The organism is Ensifer sp. GW821-FHT05G01 (genome assembly GCF_059419585.1).
Genome location: NZ_JBWKSC010000004.1, coordinates 122698 through 140307, shown reverse-complemented (window position 1 = coordinate 140307; position 17610 = coordinate 122698). Strand labels below are relative to the sequence as shown.

At 62.6% G+C, this 17610-nt stretch carries 17 protein-coding genes; 6 read left to right on the top strand and 11 right to left on the bottom strand.

The features are described 5' to 3' along the window. Positions 1-239: 239 nt before the first annotated feature. Positions 240-716 (bottom strand): GNAT family N-acetyltransferase, encoded by a 477-nt coding sequence (locus AC07UR_RS11905; RefSeq protein WP_209790784.1) that lies wholly within the window; start codon positions 714-716, stop codon positions 240-242. Between the two features lie 116 nt (positions 717-832). Beyond that, positions 833-1264 (bottom strand): rhodanese-like domain-containing protein, encoded by a 432-nt coding sequence (locus AC07UR_RS11900; RefSeq protein WP_209790785.1) that lies wholly within the window; start codon positions 1262-1264, stop codon positions 833-835. Between the two features lie 73 nt (positions 1265-1337). Between AC07UR_RS11900 and ftrA the strand changes: the two genes are divergently transcribed. Beyond that, positions 1338-2393, top strand: coding sequence for a transcriptional regulator FtrA (gene ftrA / locus AC07UR_RS11895; RefSeq protein ID WP_209790786.1), 1056 nt, complete (start codon positions 1338-1340; stop codon positions 2391-2393). A 432-nt stretch (positions 2394-2825) separates the two neighbouring features. On the opposite strand, the gene AC07UR_RS11890 is transcribed toward ftrA, so the two are convergent. Both AC07UR_RS11890 and AC07UR_RS11885 read right to left on the bottom strand, forming a co-directional pair. Beyond that, complete coding sequence (locus AC07UR_RS11890; RefSeq protein ID WP_209790787.1) at positions 2826-5216, bottom strand: arylsulfatase; 2391 nt, start codon at positions 5214-5216, stop codon at positions 2826-2828. A gap of 239 nt (positions 5217-5455) precedes the next feature. Continuing rightward, positions 5456-6439 (bottom strand): nucleoside recognition domain-containing protein, encoded by a 984-nt coding sequence (locus AC07UR_RS11885; protein ID WP_209790788.1) that lies wholly within the window; start codon positions 6437-6439, stop codon positions 5456-5458. A gap of 112 nt (positions 6440-6551) precedes the next feature. On the opposite strand from AC07UR_RS11885, the gene AC07UR_RS11880 reads away from it, so the two are divergent. Then, on the top strand, positions 6552-7004 hold the full coding sequence (locus AC07UR_RS11880) for an Lrp/AsnC family transcriptional regulator (RefSeq protein WP_209790789.1): 453 nt from the start codon (positions 6552-6554) through the stop codon (positions 7002-7004). A gap of 109 nt (positions 7005-7113) precedes the next feature. Here the strand turns inward: AC07UR_RS11880 and AC07UR_RS11875 are convergent, their stop codons facing one another. Both AC07UR_RS11875 and AC07UR_RS11870 read right to left on the bottom strand, forming a co-directional pair. Next, on the bottom strand, positions 7114-7863 hold the full coding sequence (locus AC07UR_RS11875; protein WP_209790790.1) for an SDR family oxidoreductase: 750 nt from the start codon (positions 7861-7863) through the stop codon (positions 7114-7116). Between the two features lie 391 nt (positions 7864-8254). Further along, on the bottom strand, positions 8255-9247 hold the full coding sequence (locus AC07UR_RS11870) for a threo-3-hydroxy-L-aspartate ammonia-lyase (RefSeq protein ID WP_412728386.1): 993 nt from the start codon (positions 9245-9247) through the stop codon (positions 8255-8257). 289 nt (positions 9248-9536) lie between these two features. Between AC07UR_RS11870 and AC07UR_RS11865 the strand changes: the two genes are divergently transcribed. Both AC07UR_RS11865 and AC07UR_RS11860 read left to right on the top strand, forming a co-directional pair. Beyond that, complete coding sequence (locus tag AC07UR_RS11865) at positions 9537-9944, top strand: GFA family protein (RefSeq protein ID WP_209790791.1); 408 nt, start codon at positions 9537-9539, stop codon at positions 9942-9944. Positions 9945-10085: 141 nt separating this feature from the next. Next, positions 10086-10592: a hypothetical protein gene (locus AC07UR_RS11860; RefSeq protein WP_209790792.1), complete on the top strand. Its 507-nt coding sequence runs from the start codon at positions 10086-10088 to the stop codon at positions 10590-10592. Between the two features lie 49 nt (positions 10593-10641). Here the strand turns inward: AC07UR_RS11860 and AC07UR_RS11855 are convergent, their stop codons facing one another. Next, on the bottom strand, positions 10642-11544 hold the full coding sequence (locus AC07UR_RS11855) for a LysR family transcriptional regulator (RefSeq protein WP_209790793.1): 903 nt from the start codon (positions 11542-11544) through the stop codon (positions 10642-10644). Positions 11545-11570: 26 nt separating this feature from the next. Between AC07UR_RS11855 and AC07UR_RS11850 the strand changes: the two genes are divergently transcribed. Beyond that, positions 11571-11867 (top strand): hypothetical protein, encoded by a 297-nt coding sequence (locus AC07UR_RS11850; protein ID WP_209790794.1) that lies wholly within the window; start codon positions 11571-11573, stop codon positions 11865-11867. Positions 11868-11924: 57 nt separating this feature from the next. Here the strand turns inward: AC07UR_RS11850 and AC07UR_RS11845 are convergent, their stop codons facing one another. Continuing rightward, complete coding sequence (locus tag AC07UR_RS11845) at positions 11925-12626, bottom strand: Type 1 glutamine amidotransferase-like domain-containing protein (RefSeq protein WP_234941865.1); 702 nt, start codon at positions 12624-12626, stop codon at positions 11925-11927. A 311-nt stretch (positions 12627-12937) separates the two neighbouring features. On the opposite strand from AC07UR_RS11845, the gene AC07UR_RS11840 reads away from it, so the two are divergent. Beyond that, positions 12938-13612 (top strand): hypothetical protein, encoded by a 675-nt coding sequence (locus AC07UR_RS11840; protein WP_234941866.1) that lies wholly within the window; start codon positions 12938-12940, stop codon positions 13610-13612. Positions 13613-13627: 15 nt separating this feature from the next. Here AC07UR_RS11840 and AC07UR_RS11835 read toward each other — a convergent pair whose 3' ends face one another. From AC07UR_RS11835 to AC07UR_RS11825, 3 genes are all read right to left on the bottom strand, one after another. Continuing rightward, the gene (locus AC07UR_RS11835; RefSeq protein ID WP_209790796.1) at positions 13628-14035 is read right to left on the bottom strand and encodes a hypothetical protein; all 408 of its coding nucleotides are present in this window, start codon (positions 14033-14035) and stop codon (positions 13628-13630) included. A gap of 82 nt (positions 14036-14117) precedes the next feature. Further along, positions 14118-16061, bottom strand: a complete 1944-nt coding sequence (locus AC07UR_RS11830) for a MacB family efflux pump subunit (RefSeq protein WP_209790797.1) — start codon at positions 16059-16061, stop codon at positions 14118-14120. A 21-nt stretch (positions 16062-16082) separates the two neighbouring features. Further along, the gene (locus tag AC07UR_RS11825; protein WP_209790798.1) at positions 16083-17417 is read right to left on the bottom strand and encodes an efflux RND transporter periplasmic adaptor subunit; all 1335 of its coding nucleotides are present in this window, start codon (positions 17415-17417) and stop codon (positions 16083-16085) included. Between the last annotated feature and the right edge of the window lie 193 nt (positions 17418-17610).

Genomic DNA, 17610 nt, shown 5'->3' with positions numbered 1-17610 from the left:
TCAAATCGGAATCGATTCAAGGCATTGTGCGTGCGGATTAATGCGTTTCTGCGCCGTAAAGCCCAACACGGCACCGTCATCCAACCAAGCCGAAAGCGGTGCGCTGCCCGGGCCCCCGGAAAAGGCTTGGGCTCGTCTCGAGGATTGATCGGGTTGGCGTGCGTTCTTTACATCAGCCAATGGGTTCGGGTGCTGCGTCGCGCTCAAGCAGCCGTTGCGCCATCGGCGGCAAAGCGCCTTCAGCTTTCATCGCCGGATGATGTCGCCATCGTCCACGGTTCCCATATCTCGTCGGGGCTGCCACCCTGGCGACGGTAGAAGCGTTTCGCAGGCTCGTTGCCGGCAAGCACGGTCCAGTTGATGCGCGGCGCGCCGATAGCGGCGGCGTGGCGTTTCAGGGCGGCGATGAGGGCAGCGCCAGCGCCTGATGAGCGTGCGCCGTCCTCGACGAACAGTTCCTTCAACACGATCGTCGGTTTCAGGTCGTAGGTCCAGGGAATGGCATAGTGCACGGCGATGCCGATCACGCGACCGTCGAGTTCGGCGACGAGGACGCCGAAGCGCGGGGTGTCGCATAGGCCATGGTCGATCAGGTCCTGTTCGGTGACGGCGAACCTGTCGATGTAGCCCTCGAACACGGCGAGGCCGCGCATCAGCTCCAGCACCTTGGGCACATCGCGATGGTCGAACGGGCGGACGGAAAGGCAATTGGTCATCGGGTTCCTTAAAGGGGCAGGGTCGGCGTCGATGTTCCTGCGATCTACCTTGGCGTGTTTGCGTTGATCCGCCAAGGCCGCCTGATGGCGGCCCTTCCGTCTCGTATCCGCCGCCGTCAGGCGGCCAGCAGCAACTGCGGCTCGCCGGGGGCTGTACCCGAAGCGAAGGCGAAGCCCTCGTCTTCCCAGCCGGTGATGCCGCCGATCATGATCTTTACCGGTCGCCCGAGCCGGGCGATCTTCAGCGCCGCCTGGTCGGCACCGTTGCAGTGCGGCCCCGCACAATAGGCGACAAACAGGGTGTCATCAGGCCATTCGGCCATGCGCTCGGCGGTGATTTCGCGATGCGGCAGATGGATCGCGCCCGGCACATGGCGGCGGGCGTAGGCAGCCTCGGTGCCGACGGCGTGCAGCAGCACGAAATCCTGATCGCCGCTCTTCAGGGCATGGGCGACATCGGCGCAATCGGTCTCGACGCTGAGGCGCCCGGCGAAATGGGCCATGGCGATCTCGGGCGCTGCGGCTGGGGTTTCGGTGACGTAGCTCATCTGGCTCTCCTGTGGCTCTGGTCTTCAGCGGTTGACGAGGATGGTTGTAACAACGTCGGAGAGGGGCTGGCAGATGGCAGGTTTGCCATATATGCTCAAGATCATGCCAAAACCATCCACCTCACCCCCGTCGCCCGCCAACCCGCTTGTCGTCGCTCTTGCCTATGATGGTCTCTGCACCTTCGAGTTCGGCGTGGCCGTCGAAATGTTCGGGCTGCCGCGTCCTGAAATGGGCGAGGGCTGGTATCGCTTCGCCGTCGCGGCGGTCGAGCCGGGGGAGCTGAGGGCGACCGGCGGCATCCGGATGATGGCCGATGGCGGGCTCGATCTTCTGGGTGAGGCGGGCACCATCATCGTGCCCGGCTGGCGCGGGGCCGATACGCCGGTGCCCGAGGCGCTCTGCCAGGCGCTGCGCGCCGCGCATGCCCGCGGCGCACGTGTGCTTTCCATCTGCTCCGGCGTCTTCGTGCTGGCGGCAGCCGGCCTGCTCTTTGGCCTGAGGGCAACGACCCATTGGCGCTATACGGACAAGCTGAAGGCGGCCTATCCCGACATCGAGGTGGTGCCCGATGTGCTCTATGTCGACAGTGGCACGGTGCTGACGTCTGCCGGCAGTGCCGCTGGCATCGATCTCTGCCTGCACCTCATCCGTCGCGATTTTGGCAGCGAGGCGGCAAACCGGGTGGCCCGCCGCCTCGTCGTGCCGCCGCACCGCGATGGCGGGCAGGCGCAATATATCGAAAGGGCGGTGCCTGAGGTGCACGAGAGCGCACGCCTCGGCCCGCTGATCGACCGGATGCGCGCTGAGCTCGGCGAGGATTCTTCGACGGCCGTGCTCGCCAGATCCGTGGGCATGAGCGAGCGCACCTTCCTGCGCCGCTTCGAGGCGGCGACCGGCACCACGCCGGCACGCTGGCTGCTCGGCGAACGGCTGGCGCGGGCCCGGCAACTGCTGGAGGAAAGTGCGCTCGGCATCGAGCAGGTGGCCGAAGTTTCCGGCTTCGGCTCGACCCAGACGCTGCGCCACCATTTTCGCCAGCAGCTTTCGACGACGCCCGCCGCCTATCGCGCCATGTTCGGGCGGATGGGGACGCCGGCAAGCGGGCTTGCCGAAGCCAGCGTGGAGTGATCCGTCAGCGACCACGCTTCTGGAGCGCTTCCCTTGCAAGCGGAGCCGTCGAAACCCTCTATCTTTTTGTTTCTCCGTAAATCCTGGCGAAAAATCGCTGCGCGCTTCTGCCGGAATTGCTCGAGGAATGCATAGCCTTGCTCTCGCCGGAACAGGCGACGTGCACGTGCACTTTGCTTCCTCAGCGTGACGATCCCGGTGGCAGACCGTTTTGCAACGCTCCCATCAAGACCTGTCGATTGATCACCGGATACGGCGATCAATCTATCCTCCCTGCTGCCACTTTTGCGATTGCAGCCTTGATGGTCGCCCGGACATCGAAGGTGTGGCCGCCTTGGGTGGGCGGGTTGATCTTCTGTTTCTTCGCAGGCCCCGCGGGACCACATCATATGTTGGGCTCCGGGTGCACGCTCCCGGAGCCCCTCGTTGGATTTACGGCTGCAGATTGACGGTCAGCCTTGCGATTTCGCCATTGAAAGCGAAGGGCACCTGATAATCCGTTTCTTCTACGCCTGTGCGGGTATCGACGCCGACATCGAAAGTCTCATCCCAAGGCATGAGCGCTGGGATCGTGTGCGGTATTTTCGCATTCGCAACCTCCTTGCCGTCGACCTTCAGGACGCCAGTGCCGCCCTTGCCCATGCCGGGTCCGTCAGATTTGAAATCGAAGACCAGTGTGTGCTTGCCCGATGAAAGGGTGTCCTGACCTTGCCAACGGAAGCGCTCCATATTGACGAAGTTATACAGAAACACGGGCTTGCCCTTGAGCAGATAGAACCCGTATCCACCGAAGCGGCCCCCTGTGGTGACGAGCATACCTTCGCCGCCGTCTTCAGGAACGGTTATCTCTGCGGTGATCGTATAGGACTTGTTGATGACGTTTGGCGCATTGCTCGTCGGGATACCTGACATCACGCCGCCGTAACTGAACTCCGTCCGCCCGGCAGTGGCGCTCGGTCGTGGCGTCGTAAGGCGCTCCAGGATTGAGTTGTCCAATGGGAAGACGTCGTATTTTGCTGCCTCCATCAGAAACAGTTCCTGCATGGCATGCAACTTTTCCGGCATTTTTGCTGCAAGGTCGTTGTTCTGCGAATAATCCTCCGTGAGGTTGTACAGTTCCCATTTGTAGCCATCGACGACGTCGGGCATCGCGGTCGTGCCCATCAACCAGGGTGCTGCAGGCGGCGTCGTGCAAGCATACCAGCCATCGCTGTAGATGCCGCGATTGCCGAACATTTCAAAGTATTGGGTTTTGCGGGCAGATGGCGCCTGGGCATTGTCCCAGCTATAGGCCATGCTGACGCCTTCGATCGGTTTTTGCGCAACGCCATCGACCATCACCGGCGCAGGAATGCCCGTCGCTTCGAGGATGGTCGGAACGATATCGATCATGTGGTGGAACTGAGTGCGAACGCCACCGGCCTGCTTGATCCGTGCCGGCCAGGACATCGCCATGCCCTGACGCGTGCCGCCGAAGTGCGAGGCAACCTGCTTTGTCCACTTGAACGGCGTGTCAAAGGCCCATGACCACGCCACCGACATATGCGGATAGGTCTGGTTCGAGCCCCAGCTATCAAAGAACTTCATCTGAGCCGCAACCGGCATCTGCATGCCTTCGATTGTGATAAGCTCGTTTGGCGTTCCGAGCACGCTTCCCTCGGCGCTGGTTCCGTTGTCACCCTCGATATAGATGACCAGGGTATTGTCGAGTTTTCCAAGGTCATCGACGGCCTGGATCACCCGTCCGATCTCGTGGTCCGAGTAGGCCACGTAGGCAGCATACACCTCGGCCTGGTGGGCAAACAGCTTCTTGCTTTCTGCGTCGAGAGAATCCCATGTCGGCAGGCTATCTGGCCATTCGGTTAGCTGCGTGTTGGCGGGAATGACGCCAAGTTTCTTCTGATTGGCGAAGATCTGCTCGCGCAACTCGTTCCAACCCATGTCAAATTTGCCCTTGAACTTGTCGATCCATTCCTTCGTGGGATGATGGGGGGCATGGGTGGCGCCGGGCACGTAGTAGACGAAGAACGGCTTGTCAGGTGCTGTCGCATTTAGTTGCTTGATATGATCAATCGCGTTGTCGGCTGTGTCCGTTACGAGATTGTACCCGGGCTTGCCGGTCCAGGGAAAAATCTGGGTCGTGTTCTGAAACAGGTACGGCTCCCACTGATTGGTATCTCCTCCCATGAAGCCGTAGAAATAGTCGAAGCCCATTCCCGTCGGCCATTGATCGAACGGACCAGCGGTGCTGTATTGAAAAGCGGGGGTGTTGTGGTTCTTTCCGAACCAGGACGTGGCGTAGCCGTTCTGCTTCAGGATCTTGCCGATCGTCGCGTTCTCGATACCGATGATCGAGTCATATCCGGGATAACCGGTCGCCTGCTCAGAGATGACGCCGAAGCCCGCCGAATGATGATTACGGCCAGTGATCAGCGCGGCGCGCGATGGGGAACAGAGCGCGGTGGAGTGGAACTGGGTAAAGCGCAAGCCGGCGTTTGCAACACGGTCCAACGCTGGCGTCGGTATGACGCCTCCGAAGGTGCCTGCAACACCGTAGCCGGCGTCGTCCGTCATGATCAGCAGGATATTTGGAGCGCCCTTTGGGGGCACGATCTGTGCTGGCCAATAGGGCTTGGAGGTCTTCGCGTCGAGACCGATTTCTCCACCGAAGGCCGCTGGCGGGTTCGGCAAGTATCGGCCGTCGATCGTCGTTGTTGCACTGGGCGAGCCAGGCACGCCAGTGGTTTCCTGCGCATTGGCGTTGAAATTCGGAGTTGCCGTCAAACTCAAGGTAGCAAGAAACAGCGTTCCAAGTCTTAACATTGTCGCTTCTCCTCTGCTGAAACAGAGAGAATTACAGAATGCTAAAATTAGACAAGGATGTAACCGTTACGATGCGGCTTCGAAGGCGGGAAGGGCAGCGCCGTGCTGTTGCGCGTGGCCTTGTTTCGCTCGGATACCGCACGATCTCCATCAATGCGCCTGCGCGGCTCCGCCGGTTCGTCGGATGAGATAAGGCTTCAGGGCGGCGCGAACCGCGCCGCCGAGCCGTGCGCCAAGAGTCAGGCTTCCGACGGCGCGAGTGTCACACGCTCCTTTCGGAAGCACCGTGTGAAGAACACCCTGTCGGGTGCCGAACCGATGGCTTTGGCGATCACGGCCGTCGCAACGATCGCAAAGACCAGCCGGCCGAAGAAGACACTCGCAAAATCGGCGCCGAGTGCGACAACAAGCAAAGTGTCCTCTATCAGACTGTGGGTAAAGCCCATGAAGACGCAGGCGAGGAAGACCTGTCGCGGCGCGACGCTCGCCGCGCGTGCCTCGCGGATCAAAAGCGCGCCGCCATAGGAAATGCCGAGGAGTACGCCGACGGCGGCGAAGGGCACCGTCTGCTGCTGGATGCCGGCTAGCCGAAACAGTGGCGCCATGCCCCGGTTCAGCCAGCCGAGGATGCCGACCATCTTGAGGATCTCGATCAGCCAGCTGAGCGCCAGCAGCACGACGAGCATGGTGCCGAGCGTCTTCAGCGTGCTCACGACGAAACCGATCCAGTCGGCGCTCTGGCTTACCGGGATCCATGTTGGCTGCAGCGGGGTGGAGAGCCAGCCGGTCGCGGCGAAGAGTTGATGGAGCAGTGCCGCGAAGATCAGGCCGCCGCCTACGCGAAGCGCTGCGGTGACCACGAAGCTCGGGCCGGCCTTCTGGATGATCCGCTGCTCGATCGGAATGGCGTGCGCCACCAGCAGCAGCGCCGAAAGCACGGTCATGTCGGCGGTGGTCAGCTCTGACACCGGCACGAGAGTGAAGACGACCACCACCGCGCCCCAGATCCCCACCAAAAGTCCCGTCAGCCAGGCAAAGGCAAGCTCGGGCGGCAGGCCGACGAGCGTCATCAGCGGCTCGAAGGCCGGCGCAACGGCGCGGATCACGCCAAGCTCCTGCAGGATATGCGTGGCGACGGTAACGGGCACGATGATGCGCACGAGGTCCCAATAGACTTCAAGCGTATCCAGCGTCTTTCGATAGAGGATGATGTGAAAGGTCATGGCGATGTCTCCCTGGTTGTCCTCCAAGGACTAACGCGAGGTCGTTCGCAGTTGTGGTCAAAATATGCGAGTTTGTGCAATAAAATTGCATGCGACGACAAAGGGGAATGAAATGGACCGGATCGACAAGAAGCTGCTCACACTGCTGCAGCAGGACGCGTCGCGAACCAATGCCGATCTTGCGGCTGAGGTCGGGCTCTCGCCATCGAGCTGCCTGCGCCGCATCCGGCGGTTGAACGCGGCTGGCGTCATCGAACGCGTCGTCGCGGTCCTCAATCCGGCCAAGGCCGGGAGGTCGGTGAAGGCGATCATCACGGTCGAGCTCGAGCGCCACGGTGAACAATATGTGCGCCGGTTCCTCGACATGGTCGCCAAGGAACCGGCCGTCACCCAGGCCTACAGCGTCAGCGGCGCGACCGACGCGCTGCTGATGCTGCGGCTGAAGGACATGGAGGAGCTCGATGCCCTGACCGAGCGCCTCTTTCGCGAGGAGAGCAACGTTGCCCGGTACTACACGACATTCGTCATTCGCACGGGCAAGGACACGACAGAGATACCGCTCTGATGCGTTACGGCCGGGCGGCTTCGCTGACTGTGCCCCCGATGCAAAGGGGACGCGCAGGAAGCGCCGGGGCGATCTACCCCGGCGCACAAGGACGGCGTTGCCGTCGGCGTCATTTGACCGCGGCATTGCCCCCATCGGCATAGAGCGCGGAGCCGGCGACGAAGCTTGCCATCGGGCTTGCCAGAAACAGCGCCGCCCGTGCGATCTCGTCGGGCTGGGCGATACGCTTCATGGCATGCAGGCCGGCAGCCCATTCCTTCTGTTCCTTGCTGCCGCCGGCCGGGGTATCGACGCCGCCGGGAAGCAGGGCGTTGGCGCGGATGCCGCTTGCACCATAGTCGGCGGTGATGCCCTTCACCAGACCCATCAGCCCGGCCTTCGAGGCACCATAGGCGGACATGCCGGGAATACCGGCGCTGGTGCCGACGAAGGTGGAGGTGAAGACCAGCGATCCGCCACCGCGCTTCAGCATCGCCGGGATCTGGTGGCGGGCGCCGAGGAAGGCGCTGGTGAGGTTGGTGCCAAGCGTCTCTTGCCATTCGGCCGCGGTGATCTCGGCGAGCGGCCGCATCGCGCCGACTGCGCCGGCATTGTTGATGGCGATGTCGAGGCCGCCAAACCGGTTGACGGCGGCGTCGACCAGCCGGGCGTGCGTGTCTTCATCGGCAACGTCGCCGCTGACGGCGATCGCTTCACCGCCTTCGGCACGGATCGCCTCGACCACGGCTGTGAGCGGCGCTTCGGCGCGGGCATTCAGAATCAGCTTCGCGCCCTCGGCGGCGAAAAGCTCCGCGACCGCACGGCCGATACCCGACGAGGCGCCGGTGACGATAACGATCTTGTTCAGCAACATGGACATGGACTTGCTCCTCTTGGTTGAGGGCCCTTGCGTATCGGCGGCAAGGAGCAGCGCCCACCCGATTTCCGATCGTTGCAAAGGAAAGACTGATGTCGTCGAGGATTTGAGCAGCCGGGAGGTACTGAACACCGCGCGGCGCGGAAAGCCGCGTCGGAGCCCGGCCGCTGCCACGATCCCATGTTGCCGTGCGCGCACGAAAGCTCGGCGTGGCGATGAATCGGCTCAAGCGCCTTCGTGCCAGGGCCGACGGTTGATGACCTTCAGCGGAAGACGAAAAACCAGACAGCGAAGGCCAGTATCCAAATCAGGACATAGTAGAACGCTTGCCCCTCGACCATGGCGAGATCCCCGTTCGGCTCCATTTTAGCATTGATGCAAGCAAAGGGTAGCTTTAGCGCCCGTCCAGGAGCGCACTGAAGGTTTTGAGATCGATATTGCCGCCGCTGAGCAGAATGCCGACCCGCTTTCCGCTACAGGCGATTGCGCCATGCAAGACGGCCGCGGCCGCCAGGCAACCGGTCGGCTCCACGATCATCTTCATGCGCTCGGCAAAGAACCGCATCGTCTCGACCAGTTGGGCATCGGTGACCGTGACGATATCATCGACCGTATTTTTCAGGATGGCGAAGTTGTGGTCGCCGACATGCGTGACGAGCGCGCCATCGGCGATGGACTTCGGCACCGGGATCTTGACCACTTCGCCCTTTTGCAAGGATTGCTGGCCGTCATTGCCTGCCTCGGGCTCGACACCGACAATGGTGCAAGTGGGCGAAAGCGCCCGGGCGCTGAGAGCGCTGCCGGCAAGCAGACCACCGCCGCCCAGGGGAACGACGAGCAAGTCGATCTCCCCGACCTCCTCGATCAGCTCCAGCGCCGCGGTGCCTTGTCCGGCGATAACGTCCGGATGGTCATAGGGAGGGATCAGGGCCGCACCCTGTTCGCGTGCAAGGCGCTCGCTTATTTCCACGCGATCTTCCGTGTACCGATCATAAAAGACGATCCGGGCCCCGTAGCCCCTCGTCGCCGACACTTTTATCTCTGGTGCGTCGCGCGGCATCACCACCGTTGCCGCAACCCCCTGGAGCCCGGCGGCATAGGCAAGTGCCTGGGCGTGGTTGCCGGAGGAGAAGGCGACCACGCCATTCTTCCGCGAGAGCGTGTCCAGCGCCGCGATGGCATTGTAAGCGCCGCGGAACTTGAAAGCGCCCGCACGCTGCAGAGGCTCCGCCTTGAAAAAAAGCGCTGCTCCGGTTCGGGCGTTGGCAGTCCGCGATGTCAAGACGGGCGTGCGGTGCGCTACGCCAGAGATGCGTTCTCGTGCGGTCTGGACATCGTGGAAGGTCGGGATATGCAACAAGGCGGATGCCGGTGCAGGATTGATCAAGGGAGCCTCCGTTGCGCGCTCGGTGGACCCGGGCGAGGAAGATTTGTTCAAGGCACGACAATGCACTATCGCGCCCGTGTTTGCACGAGCAAGGTCGAGCGGTCATCGGTGACGGTCGCTGCGTGATCGCCGGCCCCAGGCTGCGTGTGGCTCAGGCTCTCCGGCTCCGCGATTTTCAATCGGTGGGAGTGGTGGCATAGTCGCGCTTGCGGGGCAGCATCGAGCCGGCCGCGTCGGGCGCGCCCAGATCCTGGGTTCCAGGTGCATTCAGGCGAGGGAGGGGAACGAGATGCTGAAAACCTACACTGGCAGTTGCCACTGCGGCGCCGTTCGCATCGAGGCGGACATCGACATCAGTGCTGGAACGGGCAAGTGCAACTGCACGCTCTGTACCAAGATGCGGCTCTGGTCGGTGGAGGTGAGGCCGGAGGCCTTTCGCCTTGTTGCCGGCGAGGAGGCGCTGACGGATTATCGCGGCCGTAATCCGGTCGCCCACCACTTCTTTTGCCACCATTGCGGCGTGCGTCCGTTCGAGCGCATCGAGATGCCGAACATGACGGGGCACATCTACTACAACATCAACGTGGCGTGCCTCGATGGCGTCGATATCGACGAACTGGTCGCGGCACCCGTCACCTACTTCGACGGCCTGAACGACGATTGGGGCTCGACACCATCAGAGGTGCGGCATTTGTAGGGCTTCCTTCTGAAAGTCATAACCCTTTTGTATTTATGCAGTTCTTGATGCGGACCTCTTCAAGCCTTCGCCGAGATGGTGCCTCGGTAACGTTTTCGCCACGTATCTCCGTGGAAGCGGTTTTTCTGGAATTGATTGATAGTGGAAACGACATTTCCTGAAGCCTTCCCGAGCGCACTGCGCTCCCAGTCGGCGATTGCTGTTTCAGCACTGAAGCTGAGTTCCGACTACGTCTCCGATCAATTCTCGGTCAATGTTCTCGGCGAGATCTTGCGTATACCTTGTCGGGTTCTTCCCTCGACAAGGCCAGAGTTTGTCGGTGTGAACGTGCAACAGCGCCAAATCGCACTGTGCATGCTGACACGCAGTGCCGATGGCTTCGCACGTCAGGCCGCTCTGCGAGAAGTCCTTCACATCAATGAGCCCTGGTCCATTCCATTCGTCATCGCGCTGATCGGCGAATACGTCGTCGAGATCATTGATGACGTCTATGCGGCTCTGCCCGATTTGGAGAAGGCAAACCCGGCTTTTTATAAGCTCACCTGTGACAGGGTGGTGAGCTATTGGGACCTCTATTACCGCCGGCAGTTCCCGCGGAGCGACTATGTGGGCTTCAAACTTTTGCGGCAGCTGGACGCGTACGCATGATTTGAAAGGGCGGGATGGCGCGGCGGTCCCGGGGTCGCAATCTTTCGGCCTATCGGCTGAGCTGCGGTTCCAGCGCCAGCAACGTCTTCAGCGCCGCCAGTGTTTCCCGAAGCGCCCGATCAAGGCGTTTGTCGCGGCGAAGCACGAGGGCGAAGCGGCGCAAGAGTGGCGGTGACAGCGGGCGTACGACCAGCCGCTCCCGATCGGTGGCGCGGAGCGCGATTTCCGGAACGAGTGCCGCGCCGAGGCCAACGGCGACCATTTCCTTGATCGCATCGACACTGCCGAGCGCCATGACCGGTTTGACCGTTGTGCCGCCGGAAGCAAGCCATTCATCGGTGATCCGGCGCGTATTGGCACCTGGCTCGTAAAGGATCAGCGGTCGCTGCGCCAGGGTCTCGGGTGTAACGGTGTCGGGCAGGGCGGTTTCCGCCGGGGCGATGGCGACGAAGCGTTCGTCGAACAGCGGCGTGATCTCGAAGATGCGGCCGGCGACCGGCAGGCTGACCAGCCCGATGTCGAGCAGGTTGTCATCGACGGCCCTGACGATGTCGGCGCTGTTGCCCGTCGTCACGGTGATATCGAGGTCGGGAAAGCGGCGCTTGAGATCGGCGAGAAGGGGCGGCAGCAGGAAGGCGCAAGGGGTGGCGCCGGTGCCGAGCCGCACGCGGCCGAGAACGCCCTTGGCATGGCGCGCCACCGCTTCGACGGCCTGGCTCGTCGCCGCTTCGATGCGACCGGCATGCGCCAGCAATTCCTCGCCCGCCGCACTTGGTCTCGCCGTGCGGCCGACGCGCTCGACCAGGCGCACGCCGAGTTGTCTTTCCAGCGCCCGTACCTGCAGGCTGATCGCCGGCTGGGTCAGCCCCAGGCGCTCTGCGGCGGCAGAAAAACTGCCGAGCTCGGCGACCAGCGCGAAGGTTTTGAGATAGTCGAGGTTGAGGGCGCTCATATCAAAGTTTCTCTTATGAGTTGGATATGAATGCTAATCTTCTTTTATGGAATGTCGAGGCGCAGACTGCGGTCATGATTGGCAACAGAACACGGGTGTTCGACATGATCCGGGAACTTGGGCTCTACCTCGCCGCTTCGCCGCGCTCGCGGTACTGGCAGTTGCAGCAGTTGCGTGAACTGGACGCGGAACGTCTTGATGACCTTGGCATCACGCCTGCCGAGGCGCGGCACGGAAGGCGCTCAGAGCGCGCGCCGGTCTCCTCGCGGCCGGTTGCGGTTACGGTACGGCATGCGGAGGCGGCACGGGCGGGGGCGATGTAGGCGGCAAAGCATCGGAGATCACCTCGTCGACCGGTCGGCGACGCAAACGCTGCGCCCTCAGAGACCGTGCGCTACCGACAAGCCGTCGAGCTCGATCTCGCCGGCGGCAAGCACGGCGCCGCCGTAGATCCACAGCGGATTTCCCACGCATTCCACGCGCCCGCCCGTCACGACGATGCCGTCGCTGTCGTTACAGGCGACGATCGGCCGTGCCGTATGCATGCTGTAGCGCAGGAGTGCGGGCAGGTAGGCGGCGTCGTCGCTCAGATGCGGGAAGAACTCGAACTGCACGAGATCAAGCGCGTCGCCATCGGTGATGTCCTCCGGTTTTCGTCCGACAAACAGGGCGTCCGTTGCGATCGTCGGGGCCATGAGAATGGCGCCGGCGCTGACGCCGACCAGGATGCCGCCGGCGAGGGCCCAATTGCGGAGCCGCTCGAGCATGCCGCCTCGCTTCAGCCGCTCGAGAAATTCGCCGGTATGTCCACCCGCAAGATGAATGGCGTCACAGGCGAAGAGTGCGGCGATCTCCTCCTCGGCGTGCGGTTCGTCGAGATCGAAGAACAGCGGCAGATCAAGGTCGGACCGGTCATAATACGACTGAGCGTTCGTGAAGAAGTAGCGATCCGGCTCCGGGCCGGATGCCACATAGGCAAGCCGATTTCCGGTTCCTTGCGCCTTCAGCAATTCGACAAGTCTGCGATCGATTGCAGAGCAGTCGGGGAAAATCTGATCGCTGTAGAGGATGAGGTTGAGCAACTTGGCCTCTTGCGTCGCTGTGCCGTCCGATTTGCGCCAATTCACCGTCGCGCTGTGCAGTGAGCTTTGTCGATCAAGAGGGGAGCCGTGGTCAAGTTCGGTCCGCGATGGGCGAGATGGTGTGAGCAGGATTGTAGGTTCGTGCGCTTGTGCCGGTAAAGTTGCCATGCAGTCCGGCGTCATGTAGCGGACACCACAAGAAAGCCATTGACGGTCTTGAACAATCGCAGCGTGTTCAAGCTGCCGCGGTGTTGCGCAATTCCGATGACGACCTCGATGTCCTGTGAGTGCCTATGATTTTTACAGTTATCATGTTGGTGGCGCTCGCCATTCCCTTTTTGCTGGCCATAACCGTCATTGTCCTTGTCTTTCGCGGGTTGCGCTACCTCTGGCGGCGGACGCGGCCTGACCAGATCATTCGGCGCGGTCTCATTGTCGCGGTTGGACTGGCGGCGATCGCATTGCCGTTTGTTGCCAACAAGGTTGGGGAGCGAAACCATTTGCTCGGGCGCGTCCCTGAGCCACTCGAAGTCGCGGAGATCGAATATCGCCTGGAGGAATTGTTCGGTGTGGGTTTCATGCCCGGCGACAATGAAACCGGTTTCGTTGTCTATCGGCTGACGGACAAGAGCGCATCCTGGGCACGAGGACAGGGAAGCCGGCTCGGCGAGGTGCTCTCGGGTGCAGAAGGAACGTGGCGTGCGACACCCGTCGACGACGGCAGCAACGATAAAGCTGTAAGCCTCTGGCATCGTTATGACGACAGGCCGGAGATGATGGAAGTGGAGCTTCCTGCGCGCCATCCGCCGAACCTGGAGGAATACCTGGAAAAATACGGCTTTTCGATCCCGATTGAAAAAGGGCGGACAGACGAGGCCAACAAGGCGATCCAGTCCGGTGGATCGTTTTATTCCTACGGAGGGGGCGGCAGCGTCACGATCGTCGATCCCGCTCGCGGCAAAGTCTACTTCGCCTACGCGGGGTAGCGGTGCACGACCATATTAGGCGGCCGCCGACACACGGCGGCCATAGCGCCAGACGCCGAGCCAGCTGAAGCCATGGATGGCAAGAGCAAGGCACAGCCAGAGAACATTGGTAATGAGATCGTTGCCGGATGAACCCGCGGCCACGGACAGGAACTTCGTAAAGCTGGTGTAGGACGCAAAGAGCGCCCAGACCCCGGCAAGCCAGCTGAAGGGCCGCCAGAGTGCGAGTGGAGGGACGTTCAGGTTGAAGGCGTAGGCAACGAGGCCAGTTGCCGTGCCGAGCGCCATGACCATGCTCGTGGAAATCACGATCCAGCCGAGGGACGTCAGGCCGACCAAAGCGCCGATCGCCATCAGATAGCCGATAAAGACCAGGCCGAAAGCAAAGGCCAGGCTATAGAGAACTGCAAAGATCTTCCACATCGCGAATCACACCCACAGGCTGCAAAACGCCACTTTCGGTGGCGTCGTGCGCTTTGTCCACTGGCTGGCGTAAGCAAGTCCCTCAATCGGCACTGAGCGCCACCGCCGGCTGCAGGCGCGAGGCGTTGCGGGCGGGAAGGAAGCCGAAGACGAGGCCGGTCAGGAAGGCGCAGGCAAAGGCGAGCGCCACCGGGCCGAGCGTGAAGGCGACGGGCATGCCGAACTGGCCTGCGAGCGCGCCGACGCCGAGGCCGAGCAGGACGCCGAGCGTGCCGCCGATCGCCGAGACCACCAGCGCCTCGATGATGAACTGCAAGAGGATGTCGCGCTGGCGCGCGCCGGTTGCCATGCGCACGCCGATCTCGCGGGTGCGCTCGCTGACCGAAACGAGCATGATGTTCATCACGCCGATGCCGCCGACCAAGAGCGAGATGGCGGCGACCGAGCCGAGGAACAGTTTCATCGTGTTGGAGGTTTCGGTGAAGGCCTCTCGCACCGACGACATGTTGGTGATCTGGGTGTCCTGACGCTTATGGCGCTGGTCGAGCAGGGCCTGGATGGTCTGCTGCGTGATGTCGATCGCGGCGGCGTCTTTCACCTGTACGGTGATTGTGCGCACGTTGCGCTGGCCGAAGAGGCGCATGCTGCCGGTCGTCAGCGGCACGAGCACGACGTCGTCCTGGTCGTTGCCGAAGGAGGTGGCACCCATTTCCGCCATCACGCCGATGACCTGGAAGGGGATCTTGTTGACCAGCACATATTGCCCGAGCGGGCTGTCTCCATCAGGAAACAGTGTCTTGACCACCGTCTGGCCAAGGACCGCGACCGGCGCATAACTGTCCATGTCGTCCTGGGTGAGGAATTCGCCCTGCTGCATCTTCCAGGATTTGGCGGTGGTGAACTGCGGCACCGTGCCGTTGGCGCTGGTTTGGTAGTCGACATTGCCACGCCGCACGGTGACGTTGCTGGTCAGCTCGGGCACGGCGAAGGCGACGTTCGGCACTTCGAGAATGGCGTCGGCATCGGCCGGCACAAGGGTGACGTTGCTTCCCCCCGCGCTGCCGCGGAAATTCGCCATGCTCGGCCTGACCACAAGCAGGTCCGAGCCCATGGAGGAAATGCGGTTGAGCACGGAATCCTGCGCCCCGGTGCCGATCGCCAGCATGGCGACCACCGAGCCGACGCCGATAACGATGCCGAGCAACGTCAGGACGGTGCGGAAGAGATTGGCGCGCAGCGCCCGAAACGCCATCTTGACGGCCTCGGTGACATCGGCGATCGCCGCCGAGCCTTCGCTCGCCGTCTGGCTCAGCGCCCGCGCGGCCTCGGGGTTGGCGCGGCCCTTCTTGGTGCGGTCGGCGACGATGCGGCCGTCATGGATCTCGATGAGGCGATCTGCCTGTTCGGCGACCTCGCGCGAGTGCGTGATGACGATGACCGTGTGGCCCTTGTCGTTCATGTCGCGCAGCAGCGCCATGACGTCGGAGCCGCTCTGGCTGTCGAGCGCGCCGGTCGGCTCGTCGGCCAGCACCACGCGGCCGCCGTTCATCAGGGCGCGAGCGATCGACACGCGCTGCTGCTGGCCGCCTGAAAGCTGGTTGGGGCGATGGTCGAGCCGTTCGCCGAGCTTCAGCTGGTGCAGAAGCGCTTCGGCGCGGTCGTGGCGGTCGCGCGCCGACATGCCGGCATAGACGGCGGGCACCTCGACGTTTTCCTGGGCACTCGCGGTCGGAATGAGATTGTAGCTCTGGAAGACGAAGCCGAAGGTGCGGCGCCTAAGCGCCGCCAGCTCGTCGGTGTCGAAGCCCGACACCCGTTCGCCGTCGATGAGATAATCGCCCTCCGTCGGCTGGTCGAGGCAGCCGAGGATGTTCATCAGCGTCGACTTGCCCGAGCCGGACTGGCCGATGATCGCGACGAATTCGCCGGCCTCGATGTCGAGCGAGACGCCATGCAGCACCTCGACGGCGAGATCGCCGTTGAAATAGGTCTTGCTGACGTGCCGGAGCGAGAGGAGCGGGGTCATGGCGAACTCTTGAATTGGCCTTTAGAACATCGGCGGCATGCGCATGCCGCGCTGGCCGCCGCGGTTGCCTGCAGCCGGGGTGTCGGAGCCGGTAGCGACGACGACGGTATCGCCTTCGTTCAAGCCGCTTTTGATCTCGGCATTGACGCGGTTGCGGATGCCGACCTCGACGGCGCGGGTTTCGAGCGCGCCGGAGGCGGTGACGACAGTCACCTCGGCGCTACCGCCGGAAGCGCCGGCCTTGCCGCCGGCAGCGCCTGCGTTGCCGCCACGTTTTCCGCCAGCTTGGCCCGTGCCTTTTTCACCGCTCATCCGCAATGCCGCACTCGGCACCACCAGCACGTCCTTGGCCGCGGACTGGACGAAGAACACCTGGGCGCTCATCGACATCATCAGCTCGCCTTCAGGATTGGGCACGTCGAAGAGGGCGTAATAGAGCACGACGTTGTTTGCCGTGTCCGGCATCGGCTGGATCTGGCGCAGCTTGCCCTCGAAGCGCTTGCCCGGTTGGCCAAGCAGGGTGAAGTAGGCGTCCATGCCGACCTTGAGCTTGCCGACGTCGGCCTCCGATACCTGGGCCTTGACGGTCATGGTGGAGAGATCGGCGATGGTGACGATGGTCGGCGTCGTCTGGTTGGCGTTGAGCGTCTGGCCTTCCTTGGCCGGGTTGGCGACGATGGTGCCGCCCATGGGGGCAAAGATCTTGGTGTAGCCGAGATCGACCTTGTCGCCGGCAAGCGTCGCCTGCTGCTTGCGGATCTGCGCTTCGATGGCGTTGACGTCGGCTTCGGCCGCGGCAAGATCGGCGATCGCCTGGTCGAGCGTCGACTGGGCGATGCTTTTAGCAACCACCAGGTTGCGCTGGCGGTCGATATTGGCCTGCTTCAAGACGAGCTGAGCCTTCTTCGAGATCAGCTGCGCCTGCAGATTGGCAAGCTCGGCCTGGTCGATCTCGATGCGGTTTTCGATGGTGGCGGGGTCGATTTCGGCGACGAGCTTGTTCGGCTCGACCTTGTCGCCGATGTCGACATGCAGGGCCTTCAACTGCCCGGAGACCTGGGCGCCGGCATCGACCGACTTGATCGCATCGAGCGTGCCGACGGCTGTCACGCTGTTTTCGATATCGCCGCGCGCGACGACCTCTGTGACCATGGCAGTGGTGGTCGGGGTCGTCGCATAGCGCGTCCAGCCGTAATAGCCGGCACCGACGACCGCGAGCACAACGGGAACCCAGAACCAGGTGCGCGAGCGGCGCTTGCGCCTGATGGGGGCGGCGCCCGGAATGAAGGTGACGTTGGGCGTCACGTCCTCGCGTAGGGTCGTTTCCGTGCGTGCCGTCTTGCCTGTCTTGTTCATTCCCGTACCCGGCCTTGCCAGCGCCAAAGTTACAGGCGCGCTTCATCCTAGCAGCAAATAGGCACAAACAGCCGGGCAGGGAAGCATTGAGATCATTATATTATTGTAATGTTTTTGGCTGCGGAGGGGCGGAGGCTTCCCCGCAGTCGGGAGCTCTTCGGTGTTACCCCTTCAGCCCCGTGACCGTCATTAA

What these genes read in the sequence shown, in the direction of transcription:
- AC07UR_RS11880 (WP_209790789.1), top strand. Translation starts at nt 6,552, where the DNA reads ATGGACCGGATCGACAAGAAGCTGCTCACACTGCTGCAGCAGGACGCG.
- AC07UR_RS11875 (WP_209790790.1), bottom strand. Translation starts at nt 7,863, where the DNA reads ATGTCCATGTTGCTGAACAAGATCGTTATCGTCACCGGCGCCTCGTCG.
- AC07UR_RS11835 (WP_209790796.1), bottom strand. Translation starts at nt 14,035, where the DNA reads ATGTGGAAGATCTTTGCAGTTCTCTATAGCCTGGCCTTTGCTTTCGGC.
- ftrA (WP_209790786.1), top strand. Translation starts at nt 1,338, where the DNA reads ATGGCAGGTTTGCCATATATGCTCAAGATCATGCCAAAACCATCCACC.
- AC07UR_RS11890 (WP_209790787.1), bottom strand. Translation starts at nt 5,216, where the DNA reads ATGTTAAGACTTGGAACGCTGTTTCTTGCTACCTTGAGTTTGACGGCA.
- AC07UR_RS11855 (WP_209790793.1), bottom strand. Translation starts at nt 11,544, where the DNA reads ATGAGCGCCCTCAACCTCGACTATCTCAAAACCTTCGCGCTGGTCGCC.
- AC07UR_RS11840 (WP_234941866.1), top strand. Translation starts at nt 12,938, where the DNA reads ATGTTGGTGGCGCTCGCCATTCCCTTTTTGCTGGCCATAACCGTCATT.
- AC07UR_RS11900 (WP_209790785.1), bottom strand. Translation starts at nt 1,264, where the DNA reads ATGAGCTACGTCACCGAAACCCCAGCCGCAGCGCCCGAGATCGCCATG.
- AC07UR_RS11850 (WP_209790794.1), top strand. Translation starts at nt 11,571, where the DNA reads ATGAATGCTAATCTTCTTTTATGGAATGTCGAGGCGCAGACTGCGGTC.
- AC07UR_RS11825 (WP_209790798.1), bottom strand. Translation starts at nt 17,417, where the DNA reads ATGAACAAGACAGGCAAGACGGCACGCACGGAAACGACCCTACGCGAG.
- AC07UR_RS11830 (WP_209790797.1), bottom strand. Translation starts at nt 16,061, where the DNA reads ATGACCCCGCTCCTCTCGCTCCGGCACGTCAGCAAGACCTATTTCAAC.
- AC07UR_RS11905 (WP_209790784.1), bottom strand. Translation starts at nt 716, where the DNA reads ATGACCAATTGCCTTTCCGTCCGCCCGTTCGACCATCGCGATGTGCCC.
- AC07UR_RS11865 (WP_209790791.1), top strand. Translation starts at nt 9,537, where the DNA reads ATGCTGAAAACCTACACTGGCAGTTGCCACTGCGGCGCCGTTCGCATC.
- AC07UR_RS11885 (WP_209790788.1), bottom strand. Translation starts at nt 6,439, where the DNA reads ATGACCTTTCACATCATCCTCTATCGAAAGACGCTGGATACGCTTGAA.